Consider the following 25,014-nt stretch of genomic DNA (forward strand, 5'->3'; position numbering starts at 1 on the left):
CCAATGTTGCTGACGACGCTAGCACAGAGACTGCGGGAGGAAACTACAAAGCCCGCGCGAGGGAGGCATGCATGCCATCGGATCGACTGCAACGCTTCCGCGATCGTCTTGCTCTGCCGCTGATCGCGGCGCCGATGTTTCTGGTATCGGGCGTCGAGCTCATGGTCGCAGCCTGCCGCAACGGGGTGATCGGCAGCTTTCCCACCGCGAATTGCCGTGGCGCGGAACAGCTCGATGAATGGCTCACCGAAATCAAGCTGCGGCTGCGGCAGCATGAAGATCAAACCGGGCGAAAGGCAGCGCCACTTTGCCCGAACTTGATCGTCCACCGCTCCAATGCGCGGCTGGAGCAGGATCTCGCCATGCTGCTGCGGCACAAGCCGGAGATCGTCATCACGTCGGTCGGCTCGCCCGCGCCAGTCTTGAAGCCGCTGCACGACGCCGGTGCGCTGGTGCTGGCGGACGTGGCCTCGATCCGCCATGCCGAACGCGCCGCGGAAGCGGGGGCGGACGGGCTGGTCCTGCTCACTGCCGGTGCCGGCGGCCAGACCGGCTGGCTCAACCCGTTCGCCTTCGTCCGTGCGGTGCGCGCATTCTACGACGGCATCATCGTGCTCGCGGGCGGAATCAGCGACGGTCGCGCGCTGCGTGCCGCCGAAGTGCTCGGCTGCGATCTCGCCTATATGGGCACGAAGTTCATCGCGACGCGTGAGAGCATGGCGGACGAGCGTCACAAGCAGATGCTGATCGAGAGCAGCGCCGACGACATCTTGCTCACCACCGCGTTCACGGGCTTGCAGACCAGCATGCTGAGGCCATCGATCGCGGCCGCCGGGCTCGATCCCGACAATCTGCCGGCGCGCGGCGCGATCAATATCACTGAGGATATCGACGTCGCCGCCCGCGACAGCCGCCCCAAGCGCTGGCGCGATATCTGGAGCGGCGGGCATTCGACCTCGGGTGTCACCGATGTGCTCGCGGTCGAGGATCTCGTTGCGCAGACCATCGCCGAATATCGGGAGGCGGGTGGGCGGTAGCGTCGTCGCCTCTCCCACAGGGGATCGGGCAGGGTTAATCCCGCATCCATCCGGCCCGTCCCACTTAACGGCGGATTAACCATCGCCAGCCAAGAATCCCTCTTGTGGCCGCCAATCAGGACGAGAGGGACAGGCGATGGACTTCAATTATCTCAACGGCAAAACGGCTGCGACCCTGGACGAGATTCGCGTCCGCGTCGCCCATGCGCTGGCCCGCCACCCGCTGTGCCGCAACGTCCGGTTTGATATCGTCAGCGTCCCCCGGACTCGCCGCGGCGGCAATTGGACGGTGACGCTGCAATCGGTCGAGCCGCGCGCGGTCTGGGAAGCCTCGGAGATCGTCGCCGACATCCAGGAGGCCTATGACCTCGCGGCAGCGGCCTGATTTCCTTGGGGTTTCCAGGCGATGTCGCCGTAGTCCGCGCGATTGCCGCCGCGATGGCACGGTTCAGCCTTAATTATCGCCCAGTTTCCGGGCAGTGATCACGTGGACTTGAAGTCGGACGCGGAGAGACGTTTGTCCAAAGCCATCACCATCGTCGCGCTGACCTGTTTCCTCGTCCTCGGCGCCGCCACCACCGCCATCCTCGGCCGCGACAGCGTTCCCAGCGTCAGCGCCGCGATGATCGCCGAGACCCCCCCGGCCAAGCCGCTCGCAACCAACCGCGCCGCCAAAGCCGACCGTCTGGTTCCGACGCTCGCGCTGGCCTCGGCCGCGATCGAGCCGGTCCAGGTTGCCGCCGACAAGCTGGCGCAGGCACCGGCCCTGACCGAGCCGCTGCGTCAGGCCTTCGCCGCCGCCACGCCATCCGATTTCCCGATGCCGAAGCCGAGCGCGCACGAGGCGCCCGCCGCGACCGAGGTTCCGGCCATCGAAGTTCCAGCCAAGCCGAAAGTCGTCGCCAAGCCGCAGCCGCAAAAATCCTATTCGCTGCTGTCCGACGTGCAGATCGCGGGCATCAGGGATCGCCTGAAACTCTCCTCGTCCCAGGAATATTACTGGCCCTCGGTCGAGACGGCGCTGCGCAACGTCGCCCGGAAGATCCAGGCGAACAGGCTGTCGAATCCGAATGCGCCGCCCAGCGCGCAGATCGATCCGAATTGCGACGAGGTGCAGCAGTTGAAGTCGGCCGCGATGCCGCTGTTGTTCCAGCTTCGCGACGACCAGAAGGAAGAAGTGCGCAAGCTCGCTCGCCTCATCGGGCTCGAGAAGGTCGCGCAGCAGATCTGATGCACGCGGTTCCTCGTCGAGGAGCCGCGGCATATCAGGAACATCTGGCAATCCCCAGGCGTTGCCCGCTCCAAAGAGGGAGTGGATGAATGCGCGCCTCGACAGCCTATTTTGTCGGTGCAGGAACCATCATCGCGGCCATCGCCATTGGTCTCGGTGGTGGCATCGTTGCCGGCAACATCATGAACCCGGTTGAGTCCAAGCAGGGGCCGGACACCAGCAAGATGGCGCAGCGCGCGGCAACTCCCACGCCGGCCAGCACCAACGCTCCCTCCGAGCGTGTGAACTATCTCACCGGCTCACAAGCCTTTGGCGCGATGATCGCCGCGCCCGCACAGGCCGAAGCAAAGCCTGAACCCGCAAAACCCGACACGCCAACTACGCAGGCGAATGTCGCACCGGCGCCGCAACCTTCGCAAGCCGCTGCAGTCGAGCCGCCCAAGCCCGCCGCTGCGCCACAGGCCGCAAAGCCTGCCGAGCAGCAGGCCTCGACCGAGCCGTCGTCCTCACCGAACGCCTATGCCAAGGCGAGGGATTCCGATGTGAAGCGCGTCGCGTCCGAACGGCGCCGCGCCGAGCGTCGCGAGCGCTGGGCCGAGCGCCGCTATTATTACGAGTCCCGCGAGCCGCGCGGCATGCGCGACCGCACCGATTGGGATGACGTCGCGCGTAACATTCGCGAGGATTCCGATGCGCGCGATTACGCGGGGCGGTCGCGCGGCGGCTTCCCGCAGATCAGGCTGTTTGGGCCTGACGACGATTAGCACCTGAAGCGGGGATCAAGCGGAGCAGTCGCGCCAGCGACCGTCACGTCATTCCGGCGCGCCGCAACCCCTCGAGATAGTGCGTACGATCCTCTTCCCGCAGCATCGGCAGCTCGCGCGTGATCCAGGCAAGCGAGACCTCGGGCTGGGCGCGGCGTAGGCCTTCCAGGGCGGATGCCGCGAGGGCGGGATCGCCGAGCATGCCGGCGGCGGCCGTCAGCACGCGGTGGGCGCCGACGAAATCCCCGCGCTGGCGCATCGATTCCCGAGCCATCTGCACGGCGCCCGCGTAGTCGCGGCCGACGAACCGAGCATAGGCCGCAACCCCGCAATAGATCGCCGCGAGCGGGTCGCGCGGGCTCAGCCGCAGCGCGCGGCGGGCGGCGGCATCGCCGTCCTGCCATCGTCCGGCATAGCACAGCGTCACGCCGTGGAAGGCATGCGCCATCGCGAAATTCGGGTTGAGCCGCAGGGCCAGCTCGAATTCAGCCAGCGCGTCGTCAAAGCGGCGGCGGAACAGATAGGTGTAAGCAAGGCCGTGATGGGCCCAGGCATCCTCGCGATCGGCCTCCACGGCAGCGAGCGCCGCACGTTCGGCGACCGGCACGGTCGCCGCCATGTCGGCCCAGCCCATATGTGCGCCGAACATATGGCTGGTCGCGAGCAGGCCGAGCGCCTTGCCATAGGCGGGATCGACCGCCACCGCTTCTTCCAGCAGCTTCTGCGCGGCGGCATTGTCCTCGCGGGTGATGCGCCAATAATGCGACAGCGCACGCATCACGAGGTCCCATGCATCCAGGCTGCCCGGCGGCTTCTGCTGGGCCCGGAAGCTTTCGGCAGCATAGAGCTGCGGCTCGATGGCGGCGACGATCGCTTCCGTGATCTCGTCCTGCACGGCGAAGATGTCGGCGAGCTCCCGGTCGTAGCGTTCGGCCCAGAGATGGCTGCCGGTCGAGACGTCGTTGAGCTGGGCCGAGATGCGCACCCGTTCGCCGCTCCGCCGCACGCTGCCCTCGACCACGTAGCGCACCCCGAGCTCCCGCGCGACCTCGTGGATGTGCACGGCGCGGCCCTTGTAGACGAAGGAGGAGTTGCGGGCGATGACGAAGAACCAGCGCAGCTTCGACAGCGCCGTGATGATGTCCTCGCTGATACCGTCGGAGAAATAATCCTGCTGGACCTCGCCGCTCATATTGGTGAAGGGCAGCACGGCGATCGCGGGCCGCTCCGGCAGCCCGAAGGTGGCCTGGGACGGGGCGATCCGGACCGGCTCCGGCGCGACCGCGCCGATTTGTGTCTGGACGTCGCCGACGAAGCGAAAACCCTTGCGCGTGATGGTACGGATCAGCGACTGGCTCGCGCCATCGTCGCCGATCGCCTTGCGCGCCGCGTTGATCCGGCTGGTCAGGGTGGATTCGGAGACGCTACGCCCGTGCCAGATCTTGTCGATCAACTCGTCCTTGCTGACGACCCGGTCGCGGTTCTGCATGAGATGGACGACGAGGTCGAAAACCTGCGGCTCCACGGCAATGGGAACCTGCTCGCGGCTCAGCTCGCGCCGGTCGGTATCCAGAAGGTGGTCCCGGAACAGAAACTGCACGTCGAAAACTCGGGCCTCATTGCGAAATCGGGCAAACAAACAAAATGAAATTTGGGTCGAAAGATCGTGTGTCTACCGAAGGGGGCGTTTGGTTCATCGCAATCGCGTGATTGCAGCCATGTGGTTTTCCGAGGGGGAATACATCCGCAGCTAGAATGTTGCGGTGTAAATCTGGCGACGAGATCAGGTCGCCCCTCCAGCACCGTCATCCTGGAGCGCGGGAGCGTAGCGCAGGCCCTCTCAGCGACAACGGCTTCGCCATTGCGCGGGAATGCCGTTTTAGTGTCGCGCACAACGGCGAATGCCCTTTGCCGATCTGCCCTGCGTACGTAAGGTACACCGACAGAAAACACCAACCCAGAAGAAGTGTCCATGCCTGCTTTCCCCGCCGCCACCACTGTGCTCGACTCCCTGCTGTTTCGCGACGCTTTCGGCACGCCTGAGATGCGTGAGGTGTTCTCGGACGTCGCGACGGTCGCACGCTATGCCGAGGTCGAGGTGGCGCTGGCGAAGGCGGAGGCGAAGTGCGGTGTGATCCCACAGGAGGCGGCCGCAGCGATCGCGGCGCGGACCGACATCGGCGCGCTGGATTTCGATCTGCTCAGGCACGAGACCGATGTCGTCGGCTACCCGATCCTGCCTTTGGTGCATCAGATGGTGAAGCAATGCGGCGAGGCGGGCCGCTACGTGCATTGGGGCGCCACCACGCAGGACATCATGGACACCGCCGTCGTGCTGCAACTGCGTGCCGCGCTCGAGATCGTCGAACGCGACATCGCCGAGCTGCGCAAGATCCTCGCCGATCTGTCGAAGCGCCATCGCGACACTGCGATGGCGGGCCGCACCCATCTGCAACAGGCGCTGCCGGTGACCTTCGGCTACAAGTCCGCGATCTGGCTCGCGATGTTCGACCGCCATGCCGAGCGGCTGGCGCAGCTGAAGCCGCGCGTGCTGGTCGGCCAGTTCGCCGGTGCGGCCGGTACGTTGGCTTCGCTCGGCGACAGGGGGTTCGAGGTGCAGGAAGCGCTCTGCACCGAGCTGAAGCTCGGCGTTCCCGCCTCGACCTGGCACGTCGCGCGCGACGGCTTTGCCGAAGCCGTTAACTTCCTTGCTCTCGTCACCGGCTCTCTCGGCAAGATCGCGCTCGACATCATGATGATGGCCTCGACCGAGTTCGCCGAGGTCTATGAGCCTTTCGTCAAGGGGCGCGGCGCCTCCTCGACCATGCCGCAGAAGCGCAACCCGATCTCCTCGGAGCTGATGCTTGCGGCCTCCAAGGCGGTGCGCCAGCACGCCGGCCTGATGCTCGACGCCATGGTGCAGGATTTCGAGCGTGCCACCGGCCCCTGGCACGCGGAATGGATGGCGATCCCGGAAAGCTTCGTGCTGACCGCCGGCGCGCTGCATCAGGCGAAGTTCGCGCTTGGGGGCCTCATCGTGGACGAGGCGAAGATGAACGACAATCTCGCCATCAGCCGCGGCCTGATTGTGGCCGAAGCGGTCATGATGGGCCTCGCCCCGCAGATCGGCCGGCAGGAGGCGCACGACGTCGTCTACGACGCCTGCCGTCAGGCCAACGAGAGGGGAATGAGCCTTGCTGACCGCGCTATCCGCAGATTCACGGATATCGAGCCGCATCGATCGTGCCACAATCGAGGCGCTCACTTCACCGAAAAATTACCTCGGCCTTGCGCCCGCCATGGTCGACCGGGTGCTGGCATCAGCAACGCGTTGAAAACCAAAATGCGTGAAACTGCGTATCTTTCCAAGGGCGCAAGACGCTCGCATACTTGTGCCCCGCGATGCTAGACTTAAATTGAGTGAGCGACTTTCGGCAGAGGGCCCGGTATGACTGATCAACGCAATCCTTCCACTCCCATCGATCCGGCGAAGCTCGACCGGCTGGCCGAGGTGGCGGTGAAAGTGGGCCTGGGCTTGCGGCCGGGACAGGATCTGCTTCTGACGGCGCCCGCGATCGCGCTGCCGCTGGTGCGGCGGATCGCCGTGCATGCCTACAAGGCCGGCGCTGGCCTCGTGACGCCGATCCTGTCGGACGAGGAGATGACGCTGGCGCGCTACCGCCACGGCCACGACAACAGTTTCGATCGTGCCGCCGGCTGGCTCTACGAGGGCATGGCCAAGGCGTTCTCCGACAACACTGCACGGCTCGCCATCGTCGGCGACAACCCGATGTTGCTGTCGGGCGAGGATCCTTCCAAGGTGGCGCGCGCCAGCAAGGCCAATTCGATGGCCTATCAGCCTGCGCTGGAGAAGATCGTCAATTTCGACACCAACTGGAATATCATCGCCTATCCGAGCGCGTCCTGGGCGAAGCTGGTGTTCCCGAACGATCCCGAGGACGTTGCGGTCGGCAAGCTCGCAGACGCGATTTTCGCCGCGTCCCGTGTCGATCGCGAGGACGCGATCAGCAATTGGGCGAGCCACAATGCGGTGCTGCGCGAGCGCACCAACTGGCTCAACGGCCAGCGTTTCCGCGCGCTTCAGTACTCGGGTCCCGGCACCGATCTCACCATCGGCCTTGCCGACGGCCACGAATGGGAAGGCGGCGCCTCGCTGTCCAAGAACGGCATCAGCTGCAACGCCAATATCCCGACCGAAGAGGTCTTCACCACGCCGCATTGCCGCCGCGTCTACGGCCACGTCGTGAGCTCGAAGCCGCTGTCCTATCAGGGCACGCTGATCGACAACATCGCGGTGCGGTTCGAGGACGGCAAGATCGTCGACGCCAAGGCCTCGCGCGGCGCCGAGGTGCTGAACAAGGTGCTCGATACCGACGAGGGCGCGCGGCGCCTCGGCGAAGTGGCCTTGGTGCCGCATTCCTCGCCGATCTCGCAGAGCGGGCTGTTGTTCTACAACACGCTGTTCGACGAGAACGCGGCCTCGCACATCGCGCTCGGCCAGTGCTATTCGAAATGCTTCGTCAACGGTGCCCAGCTCACGCCGCAGCAGATCGCGGCGCAAGGCGGCAACCAGAGCCTGATCCATATTGATTGGATGATCGGCTCGGCCGAGACCGACATCGACGGCATCTTGGCCGACGGCAGCAAGGTGCCCGTCTTCCGCAAGGGCGAATGGGCGAAGTCGTAATCTAGACGTGGTCCACCTCTCCCGTAGGGAGAGGTGGATCGCATCGAAAGATGCGATTCGGGTGAGGGGTTACAGCCTCACGTCATGCTGCGGCCCCTCACCCGGATTGCTGCGCAATCCGACCTCTCCCCGCTGGGGAGAGGTAAGGGTCGGCCGATAGACTTCATTAGACTCACGTCAAGTGCTCTCTCACGCCGCCGCGTTGCGCAGGGTCGGGCTATTGTCGATGCTGAAGCGGTTGAACAGCGTCGTGAACGGGCTGCCGTCGGTGGCCCGCACGATCGCGTCGGACGCCGCCACCGCCTCGTAGAGCGCGCCAACCGGATCGTCCGCGTCCGCCAGCGCGAGCGCGCCGCGGATTTGTTCACGGGCCTCGCTGACGTCATCCTCGTCTTGGAGCCTTGCCTCCAGCGCATCCGCCGCGCGGCGCATCTCTGCAAGGTCGCCGCCCCCGGAGAATTTGAGGATGTCGCGCCAGTAAGGACGGGCAACGACAAGCTGGATCAATGCATCGAAACTTTCCGCGATGATGCCCGCGCGGCCCTCTGACGAGACATAGAGCACATTCTGTGACGGCAGCAGCACGAACGCGCTGCCGGAGCCGTCACTGCCGATGTGCCGCGGGCTTTCGATGCCGTCGATGGTGAACCAGGGCTCCTCGTCCGGTTCGAAGGAGACGTCGAGACTGCGGAGCCTGGCGACGACCTCGCTGTTGGCTGTCAGAATCTCCGGCGTGAGGGGCATCGGTGCGGCTCCTTCCCAAGACTTCGCGCACTTTGTCGCACCCCGGACAAGCTAGGTTCATGTGTGCGAATTCGCAGAGGAAATCGTGACGTTAACCGTATCGCACCCGCAACTCGGGGCTGATTGTCGAGTACCATGTAAGAAAGAATTAAAAGCAGCCTACTAGCGTCCCAACTTCTTTCGAAGCAATCCGGGCCGAGACCCGGCCATTCATATTTATATCTTCTGGGGAAGCAGATGTCGCGCACATTGATTGAAATCGGTAGTTGCAATGTGGACCTCGAGCTGCGGCCGATCGAGCCGTCCTGGATCATCGAGGGCAATCCGGTATCCCGCTCCCGCGTCCTGTCGACCAGCGCGGACGGCACCGCGCAGACGATCATCTGGCACTGCACCGAAGGCCGCTTCAACTGGTACTACGACATCGACGAGACGATCATGATCATGGAAGGATCGATCGTGCTCGAGAGCGACGGCATGCCGCCCAAGCGCTACGGCCCCGGCGACGTCATTTTCTTCCGCGACGGCGCGCATGCCAAATGGCATGTCGAAGGCCAGGTCAAGAAGATCGCCTTCTGCCGCAAGACCAATCCGGTGATGATCGGTTTCCTGATCCGCGTCGTCAACAAGCTGAAGAAGATGTTCGCCTCCACCGGCGAGCGCCGTCCGGCCTCGCTGATGGGCGCCGGCTAAGCGGACACCAGGGTTTCAAGGACGCTTCCCAGCGGCCACGACGAAGAGGGGTCGGGATCAAGGTCCCGGCCCCTCTTTTCATCATGACGGCAGCTCGAGCCGGTAGACGTCGATCGCGGTCTGCGAGAACAACGCCGTCTTGTCGGCCTCGCTCAGCTTTGAAGTGATACGCTTGAAGGCGTTGAAGATCACCTGGTAGCTGCACTGGCCCTTGTCCGGGGGGAAGTTGCTTTCGAACATCGCGCGCTTCGGGCCGAACGCCTCGATGCAGGTCTCGACATAGGGCCGCCAGGCCGCAGCCAGCTCCTCGGATGTCGGCGGCCTCTCGCGCAAATGGAAGTCGTAACCAAGCAGGCACATCGCGAGACCGCCGAGCTTCACCACCACGTTCTCGCATGTCGCGATCTCCCGGATCGAGGCGCGCCATTGCGCAAACACCTCCTCGCGCCGGCCCGCGAAGCGGCCGGTTCCGACCGGGCCGCCGCAATGGTCGAGCACAATCCTGGTGTCGGGGAAGGCGTGCGCCAGCGCCATGAGCTCACCGATCTGCGGGTGGAACAGCCAGGCATCGAAGCTGAGCTTGAGGGGGGCGAGGCAGGCAAAGCCTTTGCGGAAGGTCGGGTCCTGCAACAATCCCTTCGGCCTTTTCGCATACGTGCCGGCGACGACAGGATCTTCGTCCCAGGCCGAAGAATGCCGGATGCCGCGAAAGCGGCCGTTGCCTGCGGCGATCTCGGCTTCCAGCACGCCCTTCGCGGCGTCGCCGAGCAGCAGGTTGGCATGGCTGACGATGCCGGCGCAGATCGCGGCCTTGCCGTAGCCGCCGCTCGCACTCATGGCGGCGACGCCGTTGGCGAACTCGACCTCGCCAACGGGCCGGAACGCCTCGGGTCCATGCGCGCGGTACATCGAACGGCAGTCGACATAGACGGTGGCGATGACGTTGTGACCGGAGGCGATGTCGGCGGCCATCTCCTCGATCAGATAGCGGTGCCCGCGATTCCACAGATGATGATGGGGATCGACGATCGGCCGCAAGGGATCGATGATCTCCTCCCGATGCAGCGCGAGCCAGTCCTCACGCGGATCGACGAACAGCCCGCTCGTGTTGGCGGGCACACCGCTTGCTGCCATCGGCCTTCGCTCCCTGATGTTTTGTGTCGGGAGCCTAGCACCTCATTTCCGCATGCAGCAGCGCGCCTTGCGCAACCGCACCCATCATCACGAGCAATGCGGTATGCTCGTCAGCCCGTCCGCCGTCTCGCTCTCACTTCGACCATCAGCCGCCAGTCCGCTGCCGTGGCCGGCTTGACCTCCCCACGCCAGAGGAAGGAGTCCCCGGTAATCTCAGTAAAGCTCCAGCGCGTCAGCTCGCCGGATTCGGTCGTGCCTTCCTGCACGATGTCCTCGCCGCGGGGACGGCCGGTCTGCTGCCGGAACACACGGCGGCCCGGATCGAACCAGGAAATCCGCCACGCATCCATGGCCGGATCGTAGACGCGCAGCGTGGTGCCGTACCAATTGCCGGCGATCGGAAAGGCTGCGCTGCCCGCCGGCCGGGGAATGATCCAGACGTCCTGCACCGCACGGCCTTCCAGCACCCAGCCGAAATGGATTTCGCCCGGCGCGGTGTGGCTTCTGCCGTCCGGTCCAAAGGCGGTGATCTCGGCGTCCCAGTCGCCGACGAAACGGCCGTAGAGCTGAAGCGCGGCCGCGTGCTCGGGATGCGGTGCGCTGGCGTGAAGAAGTCTCGCAAAGTCGTTCATGTTGCTCTCCTGCTGCGGAGGATTCAGCACGGATGAGCCGCGGGCGACTTGGAGAAAATTGCCGTCGGTCGTCAGGTCTTGCGCAGCGACAGATGTCTCATGGGACGATCGGCCTCCGCCTGCGTCGACCGATTGCTCGAGCTCTCAGCACGCCAGATGGCGACAACGGCGACAATGACGAGACTCGCGCCCACGAGCATCATGCGAGAGAACGGCTCTCCGAGCACGAGGGTGCCGAGCAGCACCGCGATGACCGGATTGACGAATGTGTAGGTCGAGACCAGGGAGGTCGAGACATTCTCGAGCAGCCAATTGTAGGCGGCGAAGCCGATCACGCTGCCGGAGACGATCAGCCAAAGTGCTGCTGCAACGGACGTCATCGAGACCTCGCTCGGTCTAAAGCTCTCCAGTTCGCCCGTCAGCCAGCTGATCGCGAACAACACGGCGCCCCCGATCGATAGCTGCATGCCCGACAGCGCGATCGCGGATGCTTGATGCGACATGCTGCGCGACAGCACGGTGCCGATCGACCACGACAGCGCCGCCGCGAGCAGCCAGACGATCGGAAGCATGCTGATGCCGGCCTGCTGGGCATTTTGCCATGCCACGAGCCCGACGCCCACGAAGCCGGGGATGAGCGCGAGCAGCGCGATCGGTCGCGGGCGCTGATCGCCCGGAAAGAGCGTGTCCGCCAGAAGGATCCAGAACGGAATCGTGGCGAGCACGATGGCGGCCACGCCGGACGGAACCGATTGTTGTGCGAAGGCGAGAACGCCGTGGCAGCCGACGAAGAAAAGCAGCCCGCAAAGGCCTGCCTGCAACCATGTCCGGCCCGGGGTATTCGCGACATGCCTGCCGCTGAAGGCGAGCAAGATCATGCCGCCGCATAACGATCGAACTGCCATCAGCAGAAACGGCGGTATCGATTGCAAGCCCAGCGTGATGGCGAAATAGGTGGAACCCCACAGGAGATAGATGGCCGCAAACGAGCCGATGACCAGGAACCGTCTGCTCATGATTGCTCCGACTGAGGTGGGTCTTGGAGCAACCAAGTCGTTGACGGGTGATGCGTTCCGGTTCTGAGTCAGACCCCGTCGAGGATGATCACCGTCGGCTTCGTCGGCAGCGTATCCCGCGACATCCGGAACGAGCGCTCGACGCGCCGGTCGATCTCGAACTGCTGGCCGATCCGGCGCATGAAGTCGTCGAGCGGGGTGGCGAAGCGGTGCATCGGCAGCACCACGGAGGCGCGCAGCCGCTTGGTGATCTCGGAAATGCCGTCGAGCGACATGGTATAGGTGCCGTCGATCGGCACCATCACGATGTCGAGCCGCCCGATCTGCGCAAAATGGCTGTCGTCGAGCTTGTGATGCAGGTGGCCGAGATGGCCTATGCAGAGGCCGGCCGCCTCGAAGATGAAGATGGAATTGCCGTCGCGGATCATGTCGCTGCCGGCATCGTCGGCGAAATAGCGGCGGATATCGGTGGTGACGTTGCGGATGAAGGTGTCGCTGATGCGCTGCGACACGATCGCCGGCTTGCCGTCTTCGCTCCAGCCATGCAGCACGTGGGGAATGCGCTTGTCCGGAAAGAGAGTGTAATGGGTGCTGTGCGCCCGGTTCATGGTGACGACATCGGGCAGTCGCCCGACCTGGTAGGCGCCGCTATAGTCGGTCGCGATGCGCAAGCCGGCGGGCGTGTCGATGAAATAAGTGGAGTGGCCGGCATAGGTGATCTCGACCTCGGCCGCAGCTGCAGCCTGCCTGAAGACGACCGGCATGATCCGCGGCGCCGCATTGGCCATCGCCAGGCATTCGCTGCGCAGTGGCTGCTGGGCCAAGGTAGGGGTCAGGAATGCGCCGAACAGCGCGATAGCCGCCAAAACCAGTCGCCGCATGGATCCGTCCCCGATGACTTCGCGGCGAAGTCTAGCGTGCAATGCGGAGCCTCGCCAATGGGGGGCGATCAACAGCGCGTCAGTGTCGCACCTATTGCTCGCGCTTCGGGCTGAACTTCCAGGTGACCGCGACAAGGCTAGCGGTAATCAGGCCGCTGATGAGGCCGGCCAGTGGCAGGGCGAGCAGCAGTGCGGCGGTGGCGGCCCAGCCGATCGAGGAGAAGGCCTCGGCGAAGGTCGCAAGCCGCGAGGACGTCTGCCGGCGCCGGAATTGGCTGCGCCTTGCCTGCACCCGGAACCAGAGCTGGATCGCGGTCGCCGAGGCCGCGCTAATGACGATCGCAACCGCGCTGATTGCGGCCTGGGATGGCGAGGCAATGGCCAGCGCCGCGAGCAGCGGAGCGAAGATTGCGGCAATCGCGATCAGCACCACCTCGATCTTGGCACGGATGATGCCGGACGGCATCAAGGGCGCGGTCGCGACCAAGTCGGGCGCGTCCTCGCCCGAGATCGTCAGCCAGGCGAGCCCGCCGGCGAGCTGTCCGGCCGCCATCACGATGACGGGTGTGATCAGTGTCAGGGCCGCGGAGCTGTCGGCGAAATTGCGCCAGAGCAGCAGCGCCGGCGGCACCAGATAGAGCAGCTGCATCAAGGTCTGCGAGATCAGCCAGGGATCGCGCCACAGCAGCATGAACTCCTTGCGCCGCAGCGCCTGCTGGCGCGATTCGCGGCGGAACGGGCGCTCCTTGGCACGGACGCGGCCCGACGTGGCGTAGGCCGCCGCATCGATCGCGGTGTCGGCAAAGCGGTGCGAGAAGATCGCCATCACGCCGCCGAGCATGACCAGCGCGAGCGCGAGAAGCAGCGCCAGCGCCTCGCTGTCGCCCATCGCGGCCCGCGCCGGCCACCACCAGATGCTGTCGACGTCGGGGGCGTAGGCGGCAACGCTGCCCGAGGTCAGCATGGTGAAGCGCGATAGCGTGCCGTAGGACATGATCGCGGCGACCTGAAGCGCGATCACGAAACCCGCACCGATGATGGCGGCGAGGATCTGTGCGATCAGGCGCGTCCGCGCCGGGCCGATCAACCGGAACAGGAGAATGGTGACGGCGATCGCGATCGCCGCCGCGGACAGGCCCATCGCAATGACGACGCCGAAGGCCGCCAGCCAGCGTGCGCCGCCGCCGATCACCAGAACGTCGATGAAGGGCGTCGAGAACAGCAGCGCCAGCACGGTGACGGTCAGCGCGATCGCGGCGATGCGGACCGAGAACAGATTGGCCAGCCGCGCCGGCGAGGACATGATCAGGTCGAGATCGGCGCGGGCGTAGAATACCCGCGTCACGGATTCGATCGCTTGCGACAGCATCAAGGTCCAGGCGAGAAAGATCGTCGCCGAAATCGCGATCAGAGAGGATTTGTCGAGCGGCAACTGCAGGTCGGCGAAACGGCCGATCACCGCCCAGGCCGGCAGGTGGAGCAGCGCGGCGAAGCACATCAGGCCGATCATTGCGGCGCGCGCCCGTTTGCGCCGCCCGCCCGTCATCATGGCGAGCCATTCGCGCCAGGCGAGCCGCAGCTCGTGGCGGGCAAACCAGGACAGCGCGGTGGCCGAGCTCATGCCGCTTCCTGAAGCGTCACCAGCGCGATGAAGAGGTCTTCCAGGCTGGTGTCGGCATGGCCGTTCTGGTGGCGCAGCTCGGTGAGCGTGCCTTCCGCGACCAGGCGGCCGGAGGCGATCACGCCGATGCGGTCGGCCATGCGCTCGGCGACTTCGAGGATATGCGTGGTCATGATGACGGTGCAGCCGGCGCGGACACGCGCGCTGAGCAGGCCCTTCACATGGCGGGCGGAGACCGCATCGAGCCCCGTCAAGGGTTCGTCGAGGATGATGAGGCGGGGATCGTGCACCAGCGCCCCTGCGAGAGCGACCTTCTGGCGCATGCCCTTGGAAAAGCCCTCGCAGCGCTCGTGGCGGTGCGCCTCGAGGCCGAGCGAATCGAGCAGTTCCTCCGCGGCCGGTTGCGCGATCGACGGCGCCATGCCCCAGAGGCCCGCGACGAATTCGAGATATTCGAGCGGGGTGAGCTTGTCGTAGATCATGGGCTCGTCGGAGACCCAGGCCATCACCTGCTTGGCGGCGACGGGGTCTTGGAGGGCATCGATGCCGAAGATCGAGACGGCGCCGGCATCGGGCCTGAGCAGGCCCGCAACCATCCGTAAAGTGGTGGTCTTGCCGGCGCCATTGGGGCCGACCAGCCCGTAGAATTCGCCGGCGTGAATGGTGAGATCGAGGCTGTCGACCGCCAGTCGGTCAAAACGCTTCGTTAACCCTCGGACTTCCAGGGCCGAGTTGTCCGGCTTCATGACGGCCACACCATCCGGTTTGCATCGCCCGCGACCATGACCCGAAGATGTTTCGGCGCCGTGAATCGCACTGCCGCAAATTCCGCCAACCGGATTGGACTAAAGGCAAGGCATCCCGACAAGTCACCGTTTGTTGACAGCGCGCGGGCGTTCAGGCTGAATTGATTCCGGACAAATGGCGCTAATGCGGCGAAACGACTGCGTAGCGACTGGACACAAGATGCGGCAAGGCGGCCTCGAAGAACGCCGGTTGCATCGGGGAGGACGCGCGTCAATGCTGGATTTCGTTCAGCAGCTGGTCAGCGGTGTTGCGCTCGGCTGCGTCTACGGCCTGATCGCGCTCGGCTTCGTGCTCGTCTACAAGGCCACCGAAGTCGTCAATTTTGCCCAGGGCGATCTGATGATGCTGGGCGGTTTCTTCGCCTTCACCTTCATCGGCATGATGGGCCTGAACTACTGGATCGGCTTCGCCGGTGCGGTCGCCGCCATGGCGCTGTTCGGCATGCTGGCCGAGCGGGTGGTCGTGCGGCCGATCCTCGGCTATCCCCAGTTCTCCATCATCATGGTCACGATCGGTCTCGGCTATTTTCTGCGTTCGGTCGCCGGGATGATCTGGGGCACCGACGACCTGAAGATCGAGACGCCGTTCAGCCAGGGCGTGCTGCGCATGGGCTCGCTGGTGCTCGCCTACGACAAGCTCTCGGTGATCGCAGCGACGATGATCCTGTGCACCCTGCTCTGGCTGTTCTTCAACAAGACCACGCTCGGCACCGCGATGCGCGCCAGCTCCGAGAACATGCTGGCGGCCTATTACATGGGCATTCCGGTCAAGCGCGTGGTGGCGGTGGTCTGGGCGATCAGCGCGGCGGTCGCGACCTGCGCCGGCGTGCTGCTGGCGCCGATCACCTTCATCCACTCCAATGTCGGCCTCGTGCTCGGCCTGAAGGCATTTCCCGCCGCCGTGCTCGGCGGTTTCGGCTCGATCCCGGGCGCGGTGGTCGGCGGCGTCCTGATCGGCGTGATCGAGAGCATGGCCGGCTTTTACCTGCCCGAGGGCTGGAAGGACGCCGCGCCTTACATCGTGCTGCTGACCGTGCTGCTGCTGAAGCCCGAGGGCCTGTTCGGCCTCCACGTCCGCAAGAAGGTCTGAACGCCATGCGCTTCCTGTTCAAGACCGACTACCAGGACGACATCAAGCTGTTCCCGCATTCGGGCTACGTCGTCACCTACGGCGTTCTGCTCGCGCTGCTGCTGATCGCGCCCCACGTGCTCTCCAGCTATCTGATGAGCCAGCTCGTCTTCGTCTGCATCTATGCGATCGTCGGCGTGGCGCTGTTGATTCTGACCGGCTTCACCGGCCAGGCCTCGCTTGGGCACGCGGCATTCCTCGCGATCGGCGCCTACACGGCGGCGTACTTGCAGAAATACAACGTGCCGTTCCCCGTCTACTTCCTCGCCGCCGGGCTGTTGACCGGCATCATCGGCGCGATGGTCGGCTTTCCGGCGCTGCGCCTCACCGGCATCTATCTCGTCATCGCCACCATCTCGTTTGCCCTGATCGTGGAGGAGATCCTGGCGCGGTGGGAAAGCGTTACCCACGGTAACGAGGGCATGCGGGTCAAGACGCTGTCGCTGCTCGGCGTCGCCGTGCCGCGCGACAGCCCGACCTTCTATTACCTCTGCCTCGCCGTGCTGGTGCTGACCATCGTCGGCACGCTCAATCTGCTGCGTTCGCCGACGGGCCGCGCGTTCGTCGCAATCCGCGATTCCGAGACGGCGGCGCGCAGCATGGGCGTCAATGTCGCGCTCTACAAGGTGAAGTCGTTCGCGATCTCGGCCGCGATCACCGGCTTTGCCGGCGTCCTGTTCGCGCACAAGCTCTCCTTCATCTCGCCGGAGATGTTCACGCTTCAGCTCTCGATCGAGTTCATCATCGTCATCCTGATCGGCGGCACCTTCAGCCTGCACGGCGCCGTGCTCGGCGCGATCTTCATCGTGATGATCGACCCGTTCCTCACCTATCTCAAGGACGACATGCCCGGCATCATCGCCGGCATTGCCGCGGCGTTCGGGGCCGGCACGGCGACTGCGGGCAATATCGAGGCGAAAGTCGCGGCCTTTGCCTCGCTCAACGGTCTGAAAGGCGCGATCTACGGCATCATCATCGTGCTGTTCGTGCTGTTCGAGCCGCTCGGGCTCTACGGCCGCTGGCTCAAGATCAAGCTCTTCTTCCAGCTGTTCCCGCTCTACAAGCGCGCCACCTTCAAGCGGCAGAAGATCTACGTGAAGTCGGAGCGCAATCGATGAGCTATTTCCGCGCCGAGAACCTGTCGCTGCATTTCGGCGGCCTCAAGGCGGTCGATGCGGTCTCGTTCGCGGTGGAGAAGGGCGAGATCCTCTCGATCATCGGGCCGAACGGAGCCGGCAAGAGCTCGATCTTCAACCTGATCTCGCGGATCTACCGGCCGACCTCGGGCCGCATCTTCTTCGAGGACCAGGACATCACCGAGCAGCCGCCCTACGACATCGCCAAGCTCGGCATCGCCCGTACCTTCCAGAACATCGAGCTGTTCGAGAACGCGACCGTGCTGTCGAACCTTCTGGTCGGCCGCCACCGCCATTCGACCACGCAGCTGTGGCAGGAGCTCTTGTTCCTGCCGAGCGTGCGAGCCAACGAAAAGGTTCACCGCCGCCGGGTCGAGCAGGTCATCGAATTCCTCGACCTCGAACCCTATCGCGACAAGCTGATCTCGGGCCTGCCTTACGGCGTGCGCAAGGTGATCGAGCTGGCGCGCGCGCTATGCTCGGAGCCGAAGCTGATCCTGCTGGACGAGCCGTCCTCGGGTCTCAACGTGGAGGAGACCGGCGACATGTCGTTCTGGATTCGGGACATGAGGACCGAGCTCGGTATCACCGTGCTGATGGTCGAGCACGACATGTCGCTGGTCAACCGGGTCTCCGATCGCGTCATCGCACTGAACTACGGAAGGGTGCTGGCGATGGGCTCGCCCGCTGAAGTGCAGCAGCACCCCGACGTCGTCGCCGCGTATCTGGGAGCCTGACCGATGGATGCCGCTGCGCCCCAGGATATCATCCTCAAGCTCTCCAACATCGAGAGCTATTACGGGCCGATCATGGCGATCCGCGGCATCTCGCTGGAGGTGCCGCGCGGGCGCATCGTCACGCTGCTCGGGGCCAACGGGGCCGGCAAGACCACCGTGCTGAAGACCATCTCCGGCATCCTCGATCCGCAGAAGGGCGCGATCGAGTTCATGGGCAAGCCGATCCAGCGCATGGAGGCCGACCGCATCGTGCGGCTCGGCCTCAGCCACGTGCCCGAGGGGCGCGAGGTGTTCCCGTTTCTCACGGTGCGCGAGAACCTGATGATGGGTGCCTATCCACGCAAGGATCGGGACGGCGTCGCGGAGGATATGGAGCGCGTCTACGGCTATTTCCCGCGCCTGAAGGAGCGCACCAACCAGCCGGCGGGCCAGCTCTCCGGCGGCGAGCAGCAGATGCTCGCGATCGGGCGCGCGCTGATGAACCGGCCGACGCTGCTCTTGCTCGACGAGCCCTCGCTCGGCCTGTCGCCGCTGCTGGTAAAGGAGATATTCACCATCATCCGCCGGGTGAACGAGGAGCAGGGCATGTCGATCCTGCTGGTCGAGCAGAACGCCAAGGTGGCGCTGGAAACCGCCCATTACGGCTATGTGCTGGAGATCGGCCGTATCGTGATGAACGATACCTGCGACCGCTTGATGCATTCCCAGGACATCCAGGAATTCTACCTTGGCGCCAAGGAAGCCGGCGCGCGCGGCGAGCGGCGCTGGAAAAAGAAGAAGACGTGGCGGTGAGGACGAGCTGGCAGTAAGATGAGCTTGCCCAACGTTGAGCAAAGACCGGCCGGCAAGGCAGGCAGCGGAGGGAAGGCGACAAGGAGGAGAGGTGCATGGCCCGACCGGCGGTGCTGACGGTCGCTGATACGATCGCGAAGAGCTTCTTGCGCGCCGCCGAGACGCGGGGCGACAGGCCGGCGATCCGCGAGAAGAAGTTCGGCATCTGGCAGCCGACGAGCTGGCGAGAATGGCTGGAGATCTCCAAAGAGATCGCCTACGCGCTTCGCGCCGTCGGCTTCATGCCCGGCGAGGTCGCTTCCATCATCGCCAATGCCGTGCCCGAATGGGTCTACGCCGACATGGGCATATTGTGCGCCGGCGGCGTCTCCAGCGGAATCTATCCGACCGATTCTTCGTCCCAGGTCGAATATCTCGTCAACGACTCCGCCACGAAGGTGATCTTCGCCGAGGACGAGGAGCAGCTCGACAAGATTCTCACCTGCCGCGCGCGGTGCCCCAGCTTGCAGAAGATCATCGTGTTCGACATGGAGGGCCTCAGCGGTTTCTCCGACGACATGGTGATGTCGCTCGACGAGTTTCGCGCGCTCGGCCGCAACCACATGGTCAGCCGCGAAGCGCTGTGGCAGGAGATGATCGACAGCCGCAGCGCCGGCGATCTCGCGATCCTCGTCTATACGTCCGGCACCACCGGTCCGCCCAAGGGCGCGATGCACGCCAACCGCAGCGTCACCCACCAGATGCGGCACGCCAACGACTTCATACCCGCGCGAGAGGACGAGGACCGGCTGGTCTTCCTGCCGCTCTGCCACGTCGCGGAGCGCATCGGCGGCTATTACATCTCGGTCGCGCTCGGCTCGGTGATGAATTTTGCCGAGAGCACGGAAACCGTGCCTGACAATCTGCGCGAGGTGCAGCCGACCGCCTTTCTGGCGGTGCCGCGCGTCTGGGAAAAATTCTATTCCGCCATCACCATCGCGTTGAAGGATGCAACGCCGCTGCAGCAATGGGTCTATCGCCGCGCCATCGGCATCGGCTACCGCATGGTCGATTGCCGGCTCGAGGGCAGGGCGGTGCCGCTGTCGCTGCGCATCGCCAACCGCATCGCCTACCTGATCGCGTTCCGCAACATCCGCCGCATGATCGGGCTCGACCGCTGCCGCATCGCGTTCACCGGCGCAGCCCCGATCGCACCGGAGTTGATCCGCTGGTATCTGGCGCTCGGCATCGACATGCACGAGGTCTACGGTCAGACCGAGAATTGCGGGGTCGCAACCATGATGCCCGCGGACAAGATCAAGCTCGGATCGGTCGGCACCGCGGTGCCCTGGGGCGAGGTCGCGCTGTCGCCCGCCGGCGAGATCCTGATCAAGGGCGACTTCCTGTTCATGGGCTATCTGAACCAGCCGGAGAAGACCGCAGAGACGATCGATTCCCGCGGCTGGCTGCACACCGGTGACGTCGGCACCATCGACAATGAGGGCTTCGTCCGCATCACCGACCGTATGAAGGACATCATCATCACCTCGGGCGGCAAGAACATCACGCCGTCCGAGATCGAGAACCAGCTCAAGTTCTCGCCCTACATCTCCGACGCGGTCGTGATCGGCGACAAGCGGCCCTATCTCACCTGCCTCGTGATGATTGACCAGGAGAATGTTGAGAAGTTCGCCCAGGATCACGACATCCCCTTTACCAATTATGCCAGCCTGTGCCGGGCGAAGGAGATCCAGGACCTGATCGGGCGCGAGATCGAGCAGGTCAACGGCAATTTTGCCCGCGTCGAGACCATCAAGAGGTTCTACCTGATCGAGCGCCAGCTCACGCCCGAGGACGAGGAGCTGACGCCGACCATGAAGCTGAAGCGCGGCTTCGTGAACAAGCGCTACGCCGCCGAGATCGAGGCGATGTATCGCGAGCGTGCGGTGGCGTGACGAGTCGGTCCATTTCGAGAAAGCGAAGGAGCTGTGGCCCCGCCCTTCGTGCAATACGGGCCTTTAGGAGAGGAGACGTCAATGTCGAAATCGTTCAGCGCATTCGGCCTTGCTGTGGGTGCCGTGGTGCTCACCTGTCTGCCGGCCGCAGCGCAGACCAAGGTCACCAACGAGGGCATCTCGGCAACCGAGATCGTCATCGGCACTCACCAGGATCTATCGGGTCCGATCAAGGGATGGGGTGTCCCGGTCGCAAACGGCATGAAGATGGCGGCCGAGGAGATCAATGCGGCCGGCGGAATTCACGGCCGCAAGATCCGGCTGGTCGTCGAGGACAGCGGCTACGATCCGAAGAAGGCCGTGCTGGCGTCGCAAAAGCTGATCGAGCGCGACAAGATCTTCGCGATGGTGGGGCCGATGGGATCACCGACGGTGCTCGCCGCGCAAGACATCCTGTTCGATGCCGGTGTCCTGCAGCTGTTCCCGCTGACGGCGGCCGAATTCACCTTCAAGTTCGACCCGGCCAAGCCGCAGGAGCGCCTGAAGTTCAACAATTTGCTGCCTTATGTCGAGAGCACGCGGGCTGCGGTGAAATACATGATCGAGTGGAAGGGCTTCAAGAAGCCCTGCATCATGCATCAGGACGACGAGTACGGTAAGAACGTGCTCGATGGCTTCAATCAGCAGCTCACTGCCATGAAGGCGCAGCCGGCCTCGATCACGAGCTACAAGCGCGGCGCCTCCGATTTCAGCGCGCAGATCGCCAAGATGAAGTCAGATGGCTGCGACCTCGTCGTGCTCGGCACCGTGCTGCGCGAGACCATCGGGGCGATGACCGAAGCCAAGAAGCTCGGCTGGGACGTCACCTTCCTCGGGGCCACCCCCACGAACGTGATGGAGGTTCCTGCGCTGGGCAAGGACGCCGTCGAGGGTCTCTATGCTGCCAGCGGCTTCGAGATACCTTATGAGGACACCGCCAAGGGCAAGGTGAAGGATTGGCTCGTCAACTACAAGAAGATGTTCAACGCCGACGCCAACACGCAAGCCATCATCGGCTACAATGCCATGATGACGTTTGCGTTCTACGCCAACAAGGCCGGCAAGGATCTCACCGGGCAGAAGATGCTCGATGCGCTCGAGTCGGGCGAGAAATTCCTCGACATCTTCAACTCGCCGCCCACCAAGTTCTCCAAAACCGACCACCTCGCCAACACCATCACCCAGGTGCAGCAGGTCAAGGGCGGCCGCTGGGTGCTGGTGAAGGACAATCTGATGTTCTGATGCGTGTTCGCCTCTCCCGCTTGCGGGAGAGGCCGACGCGCTCGCAGAGCGCGGCGGGTGAGGGCTCTCGCCGCGCAGGGACAGCCTCCGCATTTCTCGACCATCCCGCCGCTGAGACACCCTCTCCCCAACCCTCCCCCGCGAGCGGGGGAGGGAGCGCAGTCCCGACGCCGAAGCATTATTCACACCATATGCGATAGCCCTGCCCTCAGAGGAGAGTCCCTACGATCCCCCGCCCGCGGTGCCCGCGTTCACCGGGGCGAGCTCGTCTTCCCGGCAGCGCCAGCCGTCGGCGGCTTTGACGAAGGCGAAGGTTCGCTGGACCCGCAGCCGGCGCGAGACGTTGAAGACGTCTGCTGAGCGCGTCTTGTTGCCGGCTCCCTGCTGCGGCCGACCCGTCGTGGCGTCCCAGCAGGTGCCGGTGCAGATGGAGGCGATCCTGCTGCACACGGTGAAGGGAGCGAGCACGGCCATCTCGATTTCGCCCGTGACCAGTGCCTCCTGTTCGGTCACCTGGCTGTCGAGCGCATAGACGCGGTTGATGCGCAGGAAGTTGCCGCAGGAATTGGCCGCATGAATCCGCGCGGCGCAGAAATCGACGGCGTCGGCGTCGGGAATGCGGGCCGCGACCTGCCGGCCGAACACTTTTTTGGGATCGCCCTTCGCGGCGCGGATTTCGTCTGTCTTGCGCTTCAAATGTTCGGCGAGACAGTCCTCCGCGGATTCCAGCTCCTGCAGCGGCACGTTCTCCTTGCCGACCAGATTGCATTTGCGGTCGCGCTCGCGCGTCCACCGTCCATATTCGGCGAAGGCAAAGCGTGCCGCAGTCGGGTCCAATTTGCCGATCAGGCCGAGTACCTGGCCGTTGAGCTCGGTTTCGGCAAGCGTCAGCGAGGGGTCTGCGCAGATCACCGCGCCCGCAGCAGTGTTGGCCGCAAGGCAGTCGAAATCCGGATCGCTAACGATCGCGGCCCGCTCCTCGGTGACCTTGAGCAGGCACGCCTTGACCGCCTCGAAGTGGTCGGGGCGGATCGCGGTCTGGCCGACGATGCCGCAGCTGAGGTTGCGTTGGCGGACCCAGATCGCATTCTCCTCGATAGCGGGCAGGCGATCCGGCAGGCGGGCGAGCCGCGCCTCGATCGCGATGCTCAGTTTCTCGGCGGCGGCGGCAAGCGCGGCATCACCGCAGAACAATTGGTTGCCGGGGTCGCGAATCAGCTGGCAGTCATTCCTGGCAAACAGCGGCAGCCTGTCGGCAATCGCGCGGTCGGATTGCGCGGACGCGGGCACAGCCGGCAATGCCAGCAGCGCAAGCACAGACAGCACGATGAATCGCATTCCAAGTCGCCCCCGCACGGAAGGCGCCATGCTAGCGCCTGGTCTTGCGCGGTGAAATGGGTTTGTGGGGACGAGCAGTGGAAGGTCTGTAGCCCGGTTGGAGCGCAAGCTTAATCCGGGGCCGGTGCGAGTGGTAAGAGGCCCGGATTTCGCTGCGCTCCATCCGGGCTACGAGCAATCAACGCGCCACCGCGGCCGCCATCGAGACCTGCACCGGCTCGTCGACATATTTCAGCACGGCCGACTGGTGGAGCACGAACAGTGGCTGATAGCTCCGCGTCGCGTCGTCCCTGACCATCGCCATGCGGCGATTGTCAAGCATCAGCCATTGGCCGTCGAGCTTTGCCGCGGCAATTGCGTGCGCCTCGCTGGCCTTGATGTCGCGCACCACGACGATGCGGAGGTCTTCAGAGGCAATTCCCGCCAGCCGCAGCGCGGCCAGCTTGGCGATGGCATAGTCCTCGCAATCGCCGGTCCCGCGCGCGAAGGTCGAAAGCGGCGAGCTCCAGACGTCGTCGGTGCCATCATTGGCGGCATGGATGGCGAGATTGATGGCGCGGTTGACCTCGCCGAGCCGCGCGCGACCGTCGCGGGCGCGGGCGTGGTCGACGATGGCGAGCAGCTCGAGAGCCGCCGGTGAAGCGCAATTGTCCCGGTCGCCGTCGCACAGCGCGAGCTGCACCATGTCGTCGTCGAGCTTGTCCTTCAGCGCGGACCATCGCTGTTGCAGGCCACCGGACGAGATGGCGAAGGCGAACACGCCGAACGGTTCGGCGGATTTGCGCACGAGGACGCCGGCGCCCGGCGACAGCAGCGTGCCGGCGCGAAGCTCGGCGGCCGATCCGAGCAGAATCAAGCCGCACATGACAAGGATTGCGCGCCAGGCGCGCGAGCGAGCAGCGGTCTCCATCTGACATCCCCTTCCCAGGCTTCACGAGATCCCCCTCGATCTCGACGTGCCGGGCTTTGTTGCTTTCGTGGAGATAGTGCGAGACGGGCCATTTTGTTCTGCTTAACGCGGTCGGCTGGGGTTCCAAAACCGGGTGACAGGCTGAACCGGACCCGCTCGAATTGCGTAAAATTTTATGATTCGGGCCTAGGAGGGACCTGGATGCCGCGAAATGGAACCAATTGCGGGCAGAAGTTGCGATGGCCGCCGATTCTGGCGCCTATGGCTAACGGCCCGCTATTTCACGGGTTCTGTTAGTTAGGTCACAGAATTAACGTCGTATTTGCTGCAGGATGTTGCAGGGCGTCACGAACAAAAGATAACGCAAGTATCCATTCTACGCATTTTACTTGAGAGGACTTGGGGTGAGGGGGAATGCGCGCATCTAAGCTTATTTCGACTTGGAAGCTCCGGAAAAATGACTTCCGCTCCTCTGGGAGGGGCGCCGCGC

Annotated in this window: 22 protein-coding genes and 1 pseudogene; 13 read left to right on the forward strand and 10 right to left on the reverse strand. The window is 64.5% G+C overall.

Features of this window, described 5'->3' with window-relative positions:
* Positions 1–71: 71 nt before the first annotated feature.
* The 4 genes from ACVWYQ_RS27390 to ACVWYQ_RS27405 all read left to right on the forward strand — a co-directional run bounded on the left by ACVWYQ_RS27390 (position 72) and on the right by ACVWYQ_RS27405 (position 3,032).
* Positions 72–1,037 (forward strand): NAD(P)H-dependent flavin oxidoreductase, encoded by a 966-nt coding sequence (locus tag ACVWYQ_RS27390; RefSeq protein WP_271545828.1) that lies wholly within the window; start codon positions 72–74, stop codon positions 1,035–1,037.
* A 136-nt stretch (positions 1,038–1,173) separates the two neighbouring features.
* Complete coding sequence (locus ACVWYQ_RS27395; RefSeq protein ID WP_271545826.1) at positions 1,174–1,422, forward strand: hypothetical protein; 249 nt, start codon at positions 1,174–1,176, stop codon at positions 1,420–1,422.
* A 132-nt stretch (positions 1,423–1,554) separates the two neighbouring features.
* Positions 1,555–2,268 (forward strand): hypothetical protein, encoded by a 714-nt coding sequence (locus tag ACVWYQ_RS27400; protein WP_271545824.1) that lies wholly within the window; start codon positions 1,555–1,557, stop codon positions 2,266–2,268.
* Between the two features lie 89 nt (positions 2,269–2,357).
* On the forward strand, positions 2,358–3,032 hold the full coding sequence (locus ACVWYQ_RS27405; protein WP_404545733.1) for a hypothetical protein: 675 nt from the start codon (positions 2,358–2,360) through the stop codon (positions 3,030–3,032).
* Positions 3,033–3,075: 43 nt separating this feature from the next.
* Here ACVWYQ_RS27405 and ACVWYQ_RS27410 read toward each other — a convergent pair whose 3' ends face one another.
* Positions 3,076–4,632 (reverse strand): winged helix-turn-helix domain-containing tetratricopeptide repeat protein, encoded by a 1,557-nt coding sequence (locus tag ACVWYQ_RS27410; RefSeq protein WP_271545820.1) that lies wholly within the window; start codon positions 4,630–4,632, stop codon positions 3,076–3,078.
* A gap of 372 nt (positions 4,633–5,004) precedes the next feature.
* On the opposite strand from ACVWYQ_RS27410, the pseudogene pcaB reads away from it, so the two are divergent.
* Both pcaB and ACVWYQ_RS27420 read left to right on the forward strand, forming a co-directional pair.
* Positions 5,005–6,367: pseudogene (pcaB, locus tag ACVWYQ_RS27415) on the forward strand (3-carboxy-cis,cis-muconate cycloisomerase).
* Between the two features lie 113 nt (positions 6,368–6,480).
* Positions 6,481–7,740: an aminopeptidase gene (locus ACVWYQ_RS27420; RefSeq protein WP_035997576.1), complete on the forward strand. Its 1,260-nt coding sequence runs from the start codon at positions 6,481–6,483 to the stop codon at positions 7,738–7,740.
* Between the two features lie 189 nt (positions 7,741–7,929).
* On the opposite strand, the gene ACVWYQ_RS27425 is transcribed toward ACVWYQ_RS27420, so the two are convergent.
* Entirely contained in the window at positions 7,930–8,484 is a 555-nt protein-coding gene (locus ACVWYQ_RS27425; RefSeq protein WP_456726563.1) for a hypothetical protein, read from the reverse strand.
* 237 nt (positions 8,485–8,721) lie between these two features.
* On the opposite strand from ACVWYQ_RS27425, the gene ACVWYQ_RS27430 reads away from it, so the two are divergent.
* A complete protein-coding gene (locus ACVWYQ_RS27430; RefSeq protein WP_456726564.1) occupies positions 8,722–9,177 on the forward strand; it encodes a cupin domain-containing protein in 456 nt (151 codons plus the stop codon).
* Positions 9,178–9,258: 81 nt separating this feature from the next.
* On the opposite strand, the gene ACVWYQ_RS27435 is transcribed toward ACVWYQ_RS27430, so the two are convergent.
* The 6 genes from ACVWYQ_RS27435 to ACVWYQ_RS27460 all read right to left on the reverse strand — a co-directional run bounded on the left by ACVWYQ_RS27435 (position 9,259) and on the right by ACVWYQ_RS27460 (position 15,207).
* Positions 9,259–10,311: an amidohydrolase family protein gene (locus ACVWYQ_RS27435; protein ID WP_456726565.1), complete on the reverse strand. Its 1,053-nt coding sequence runs from the start codon at positions 10,309–10,311 to the stop codon at positions 9,259–9,261.
* A gap of 110 nt (positions 10,312–10,421) precedes the next feature.
* The gene (locus ACVWYQ_RS27440) at positions 10,422–10,943 is read right to left on the reverse strand and encodes a hypothetical protein (protein ID WP_456726566.1); all 522 of its coding nucleotides are present in this window, start codon (positions 10,941–10,943) and stop codon (positions 10,422–10,424) included.
* Positions 10,944–11,014: 71 nt separating this feature from the next.
* Complete coding sequence (locus ACVWYQ_RS27445; protein WP_157283010.1) at positions 11,015–11,959, reverse strand: EamA family transporter; 945 nt, start codon at positions 11,957–11,959, stop codon at positions 11,015–11,017.
* Between the two features lie 68 nt (positions 11,960–12,027).
* Entirely contained in the window at positions 12,028–12,840 is an 813-nt protein-coding gene (locus ACVWYQ_RS27450) for an MBL fold metallo-hydrolase (RefSeq protein WP_271545809.1), read from the reverse strand.
* A 91-nt stretch (positions 12,841–12,931) separates the two neighbouring features.
* Complete coding sequence (locus ACVWYQ_RS27455; protein ID WP_456726567.1) at positions 12,932–14,461, reverse strand: permease; 1,530 nt, start codon at positions 14,459–14,461, stop codon at positions 12,932–12,934.
* Positions 14,458–15,207 carry an ABC transporter ATP-binding protein gene (locus ACVWYQ_RS27460; RefSeq protein WP_456726568.1) on the reverse strand — a complete coding sequence of 250 codons (750 nt, stop codon included), beginning with the start codon at positions 15,205–15,207 and terminating at the stop codon, positions 14,458–14,460. The genes ACVWYQ_RS27455 and ACVWYQ_RS27460 overlap by 4 nt, the downstream gene beginning before the upstream one ends.
* A 274-nt stretch (positions 15,208–15,481) precedes the next feature.
* Between ACVWYQ_RS27460 and ACVWYQ_RS27465 the strand changes: the two genes are divergently transcribed.
* The 6 genes from ACVWYQ_RS27465 to ACVWYQ_RS27490 all read left to right on the forward strand — a co-directional run bounded on the left by ACVWYQ_RS27465 (position 15,482) and on the right by ACVWYQ_RS27490 (position 22,276).
* Positions 15,482–16,357 carry a branched-chain amino acid ABC transporter permease gene (locus ACVWYQ_RS27465; protein WP_036021277.1) on the forward strand — a complete coding sequence of 292 codons (876 nt, stop codon included), beginning with the start codon at positions 15,482–15,484 and terminating at the stop codon, positions 16,355–16,357.
* 5 nt (positions 16,358–16,362) lie between these two features.
* Complete coding sequence (locus ACVWYQ_RS27470) at positions 16,363–17,514, forward strand: branched-chain amino acid ABC transporter permease (RefSeq protein ID WP_404654784.1); 1,152 nt, start codon at positions 16,363–16,365, stop codon at positions 17,512–17,514.
* Positions 17,511–18,269: an ABC transporter ATP-binding protein gene (locus ACVWYQ_RS27475; RefSeq protein WP_035997604.1), complete on the forward strand. Its 759-nt coding sequence runs from the start codon at positions 17,511–17,513 to the stop codon at positions 18,267–18,269. The genes ACVWYQ_RS27470 and ACVWYQ_RS27475 overlap by 4 nt, the downstream gene beginning before the upstream one ends.
* A 3-nt stretch (positions 18,270–18,272) precedes the next feature.
* A complete protein-coding gene (locus tag ACVWYQ_RS27480) occupies positions 18,273–19,061 on the forward strand; it encodes an ABC transporter ATP-binding protein (RefSeq protein WP_271545800.1) in 789 nt (262 codons plus the stop codon).
* Positions 19,062–19,156: 95 nt separating this feature from the next.
* Positions 19,157–20,995, forward strand: a complete 1,839-nt coding sequence (locus ACVWYQ_RS27485; RefSeq protein WP_404545747.1) for an AMP-dependent synthetase/ligase — start codon at positions 19,157–19,159, stop codon at positions 20,993–20,995.
* Between the two features lie 81 nt (positions 20,996–21,076).
* On the forward strand, positions 21,077–22,276 hold the full coding sequence (locus ACVWYQ_RS27490; protein WP_035997612.1) for an ABC transporter substrate-binding protein: 1,200 nt from the start codon (positions 21,077–21,079) through the stop codon (positions 22,274–22,276).
* Between the two features lie 222 nt (positions 22,277–22,498).
* On the opposite strand, the gene ACVWYQ_RS27495 is transcribed toward ACVWYQ_RS27490, so the two are convergent.
* Together ACVWYQ_RS27495 and ACVWYQ_RS27500 are read right to left on the reverse strand one after the other, a co-directional pair.
* A complete protein-coding gene (locus tag ACVWYQ_RS27495) occupies positions 22,499–23,614 on the reverse strand; it encodes a lysozyme inhibitor LprI family protein (protein WP_271545796.1) in 1,116 nt (371 codons plus the stop codon).
* 178 nt (positions 23,615–23,792) lie between these two features.
* The gene (locus ACVWYQ_RS27500; protein ID WP_271545794.1) at positions 23,793–24,524 is read right to left on the reverse strand and encodes a transglutaminase-like cysteine peptidase; all 732 of its coding nucleotides are present in this window, start codon (positions 24,522–24,524) and stop codon (positions 23,793–23,795) included.
* Positions 24,525–25,014: the final 490 nt, after the last annotated feature.

This window comes from Bradyrhizobium sp. USDA 3397, assembly GCF_054060965.1.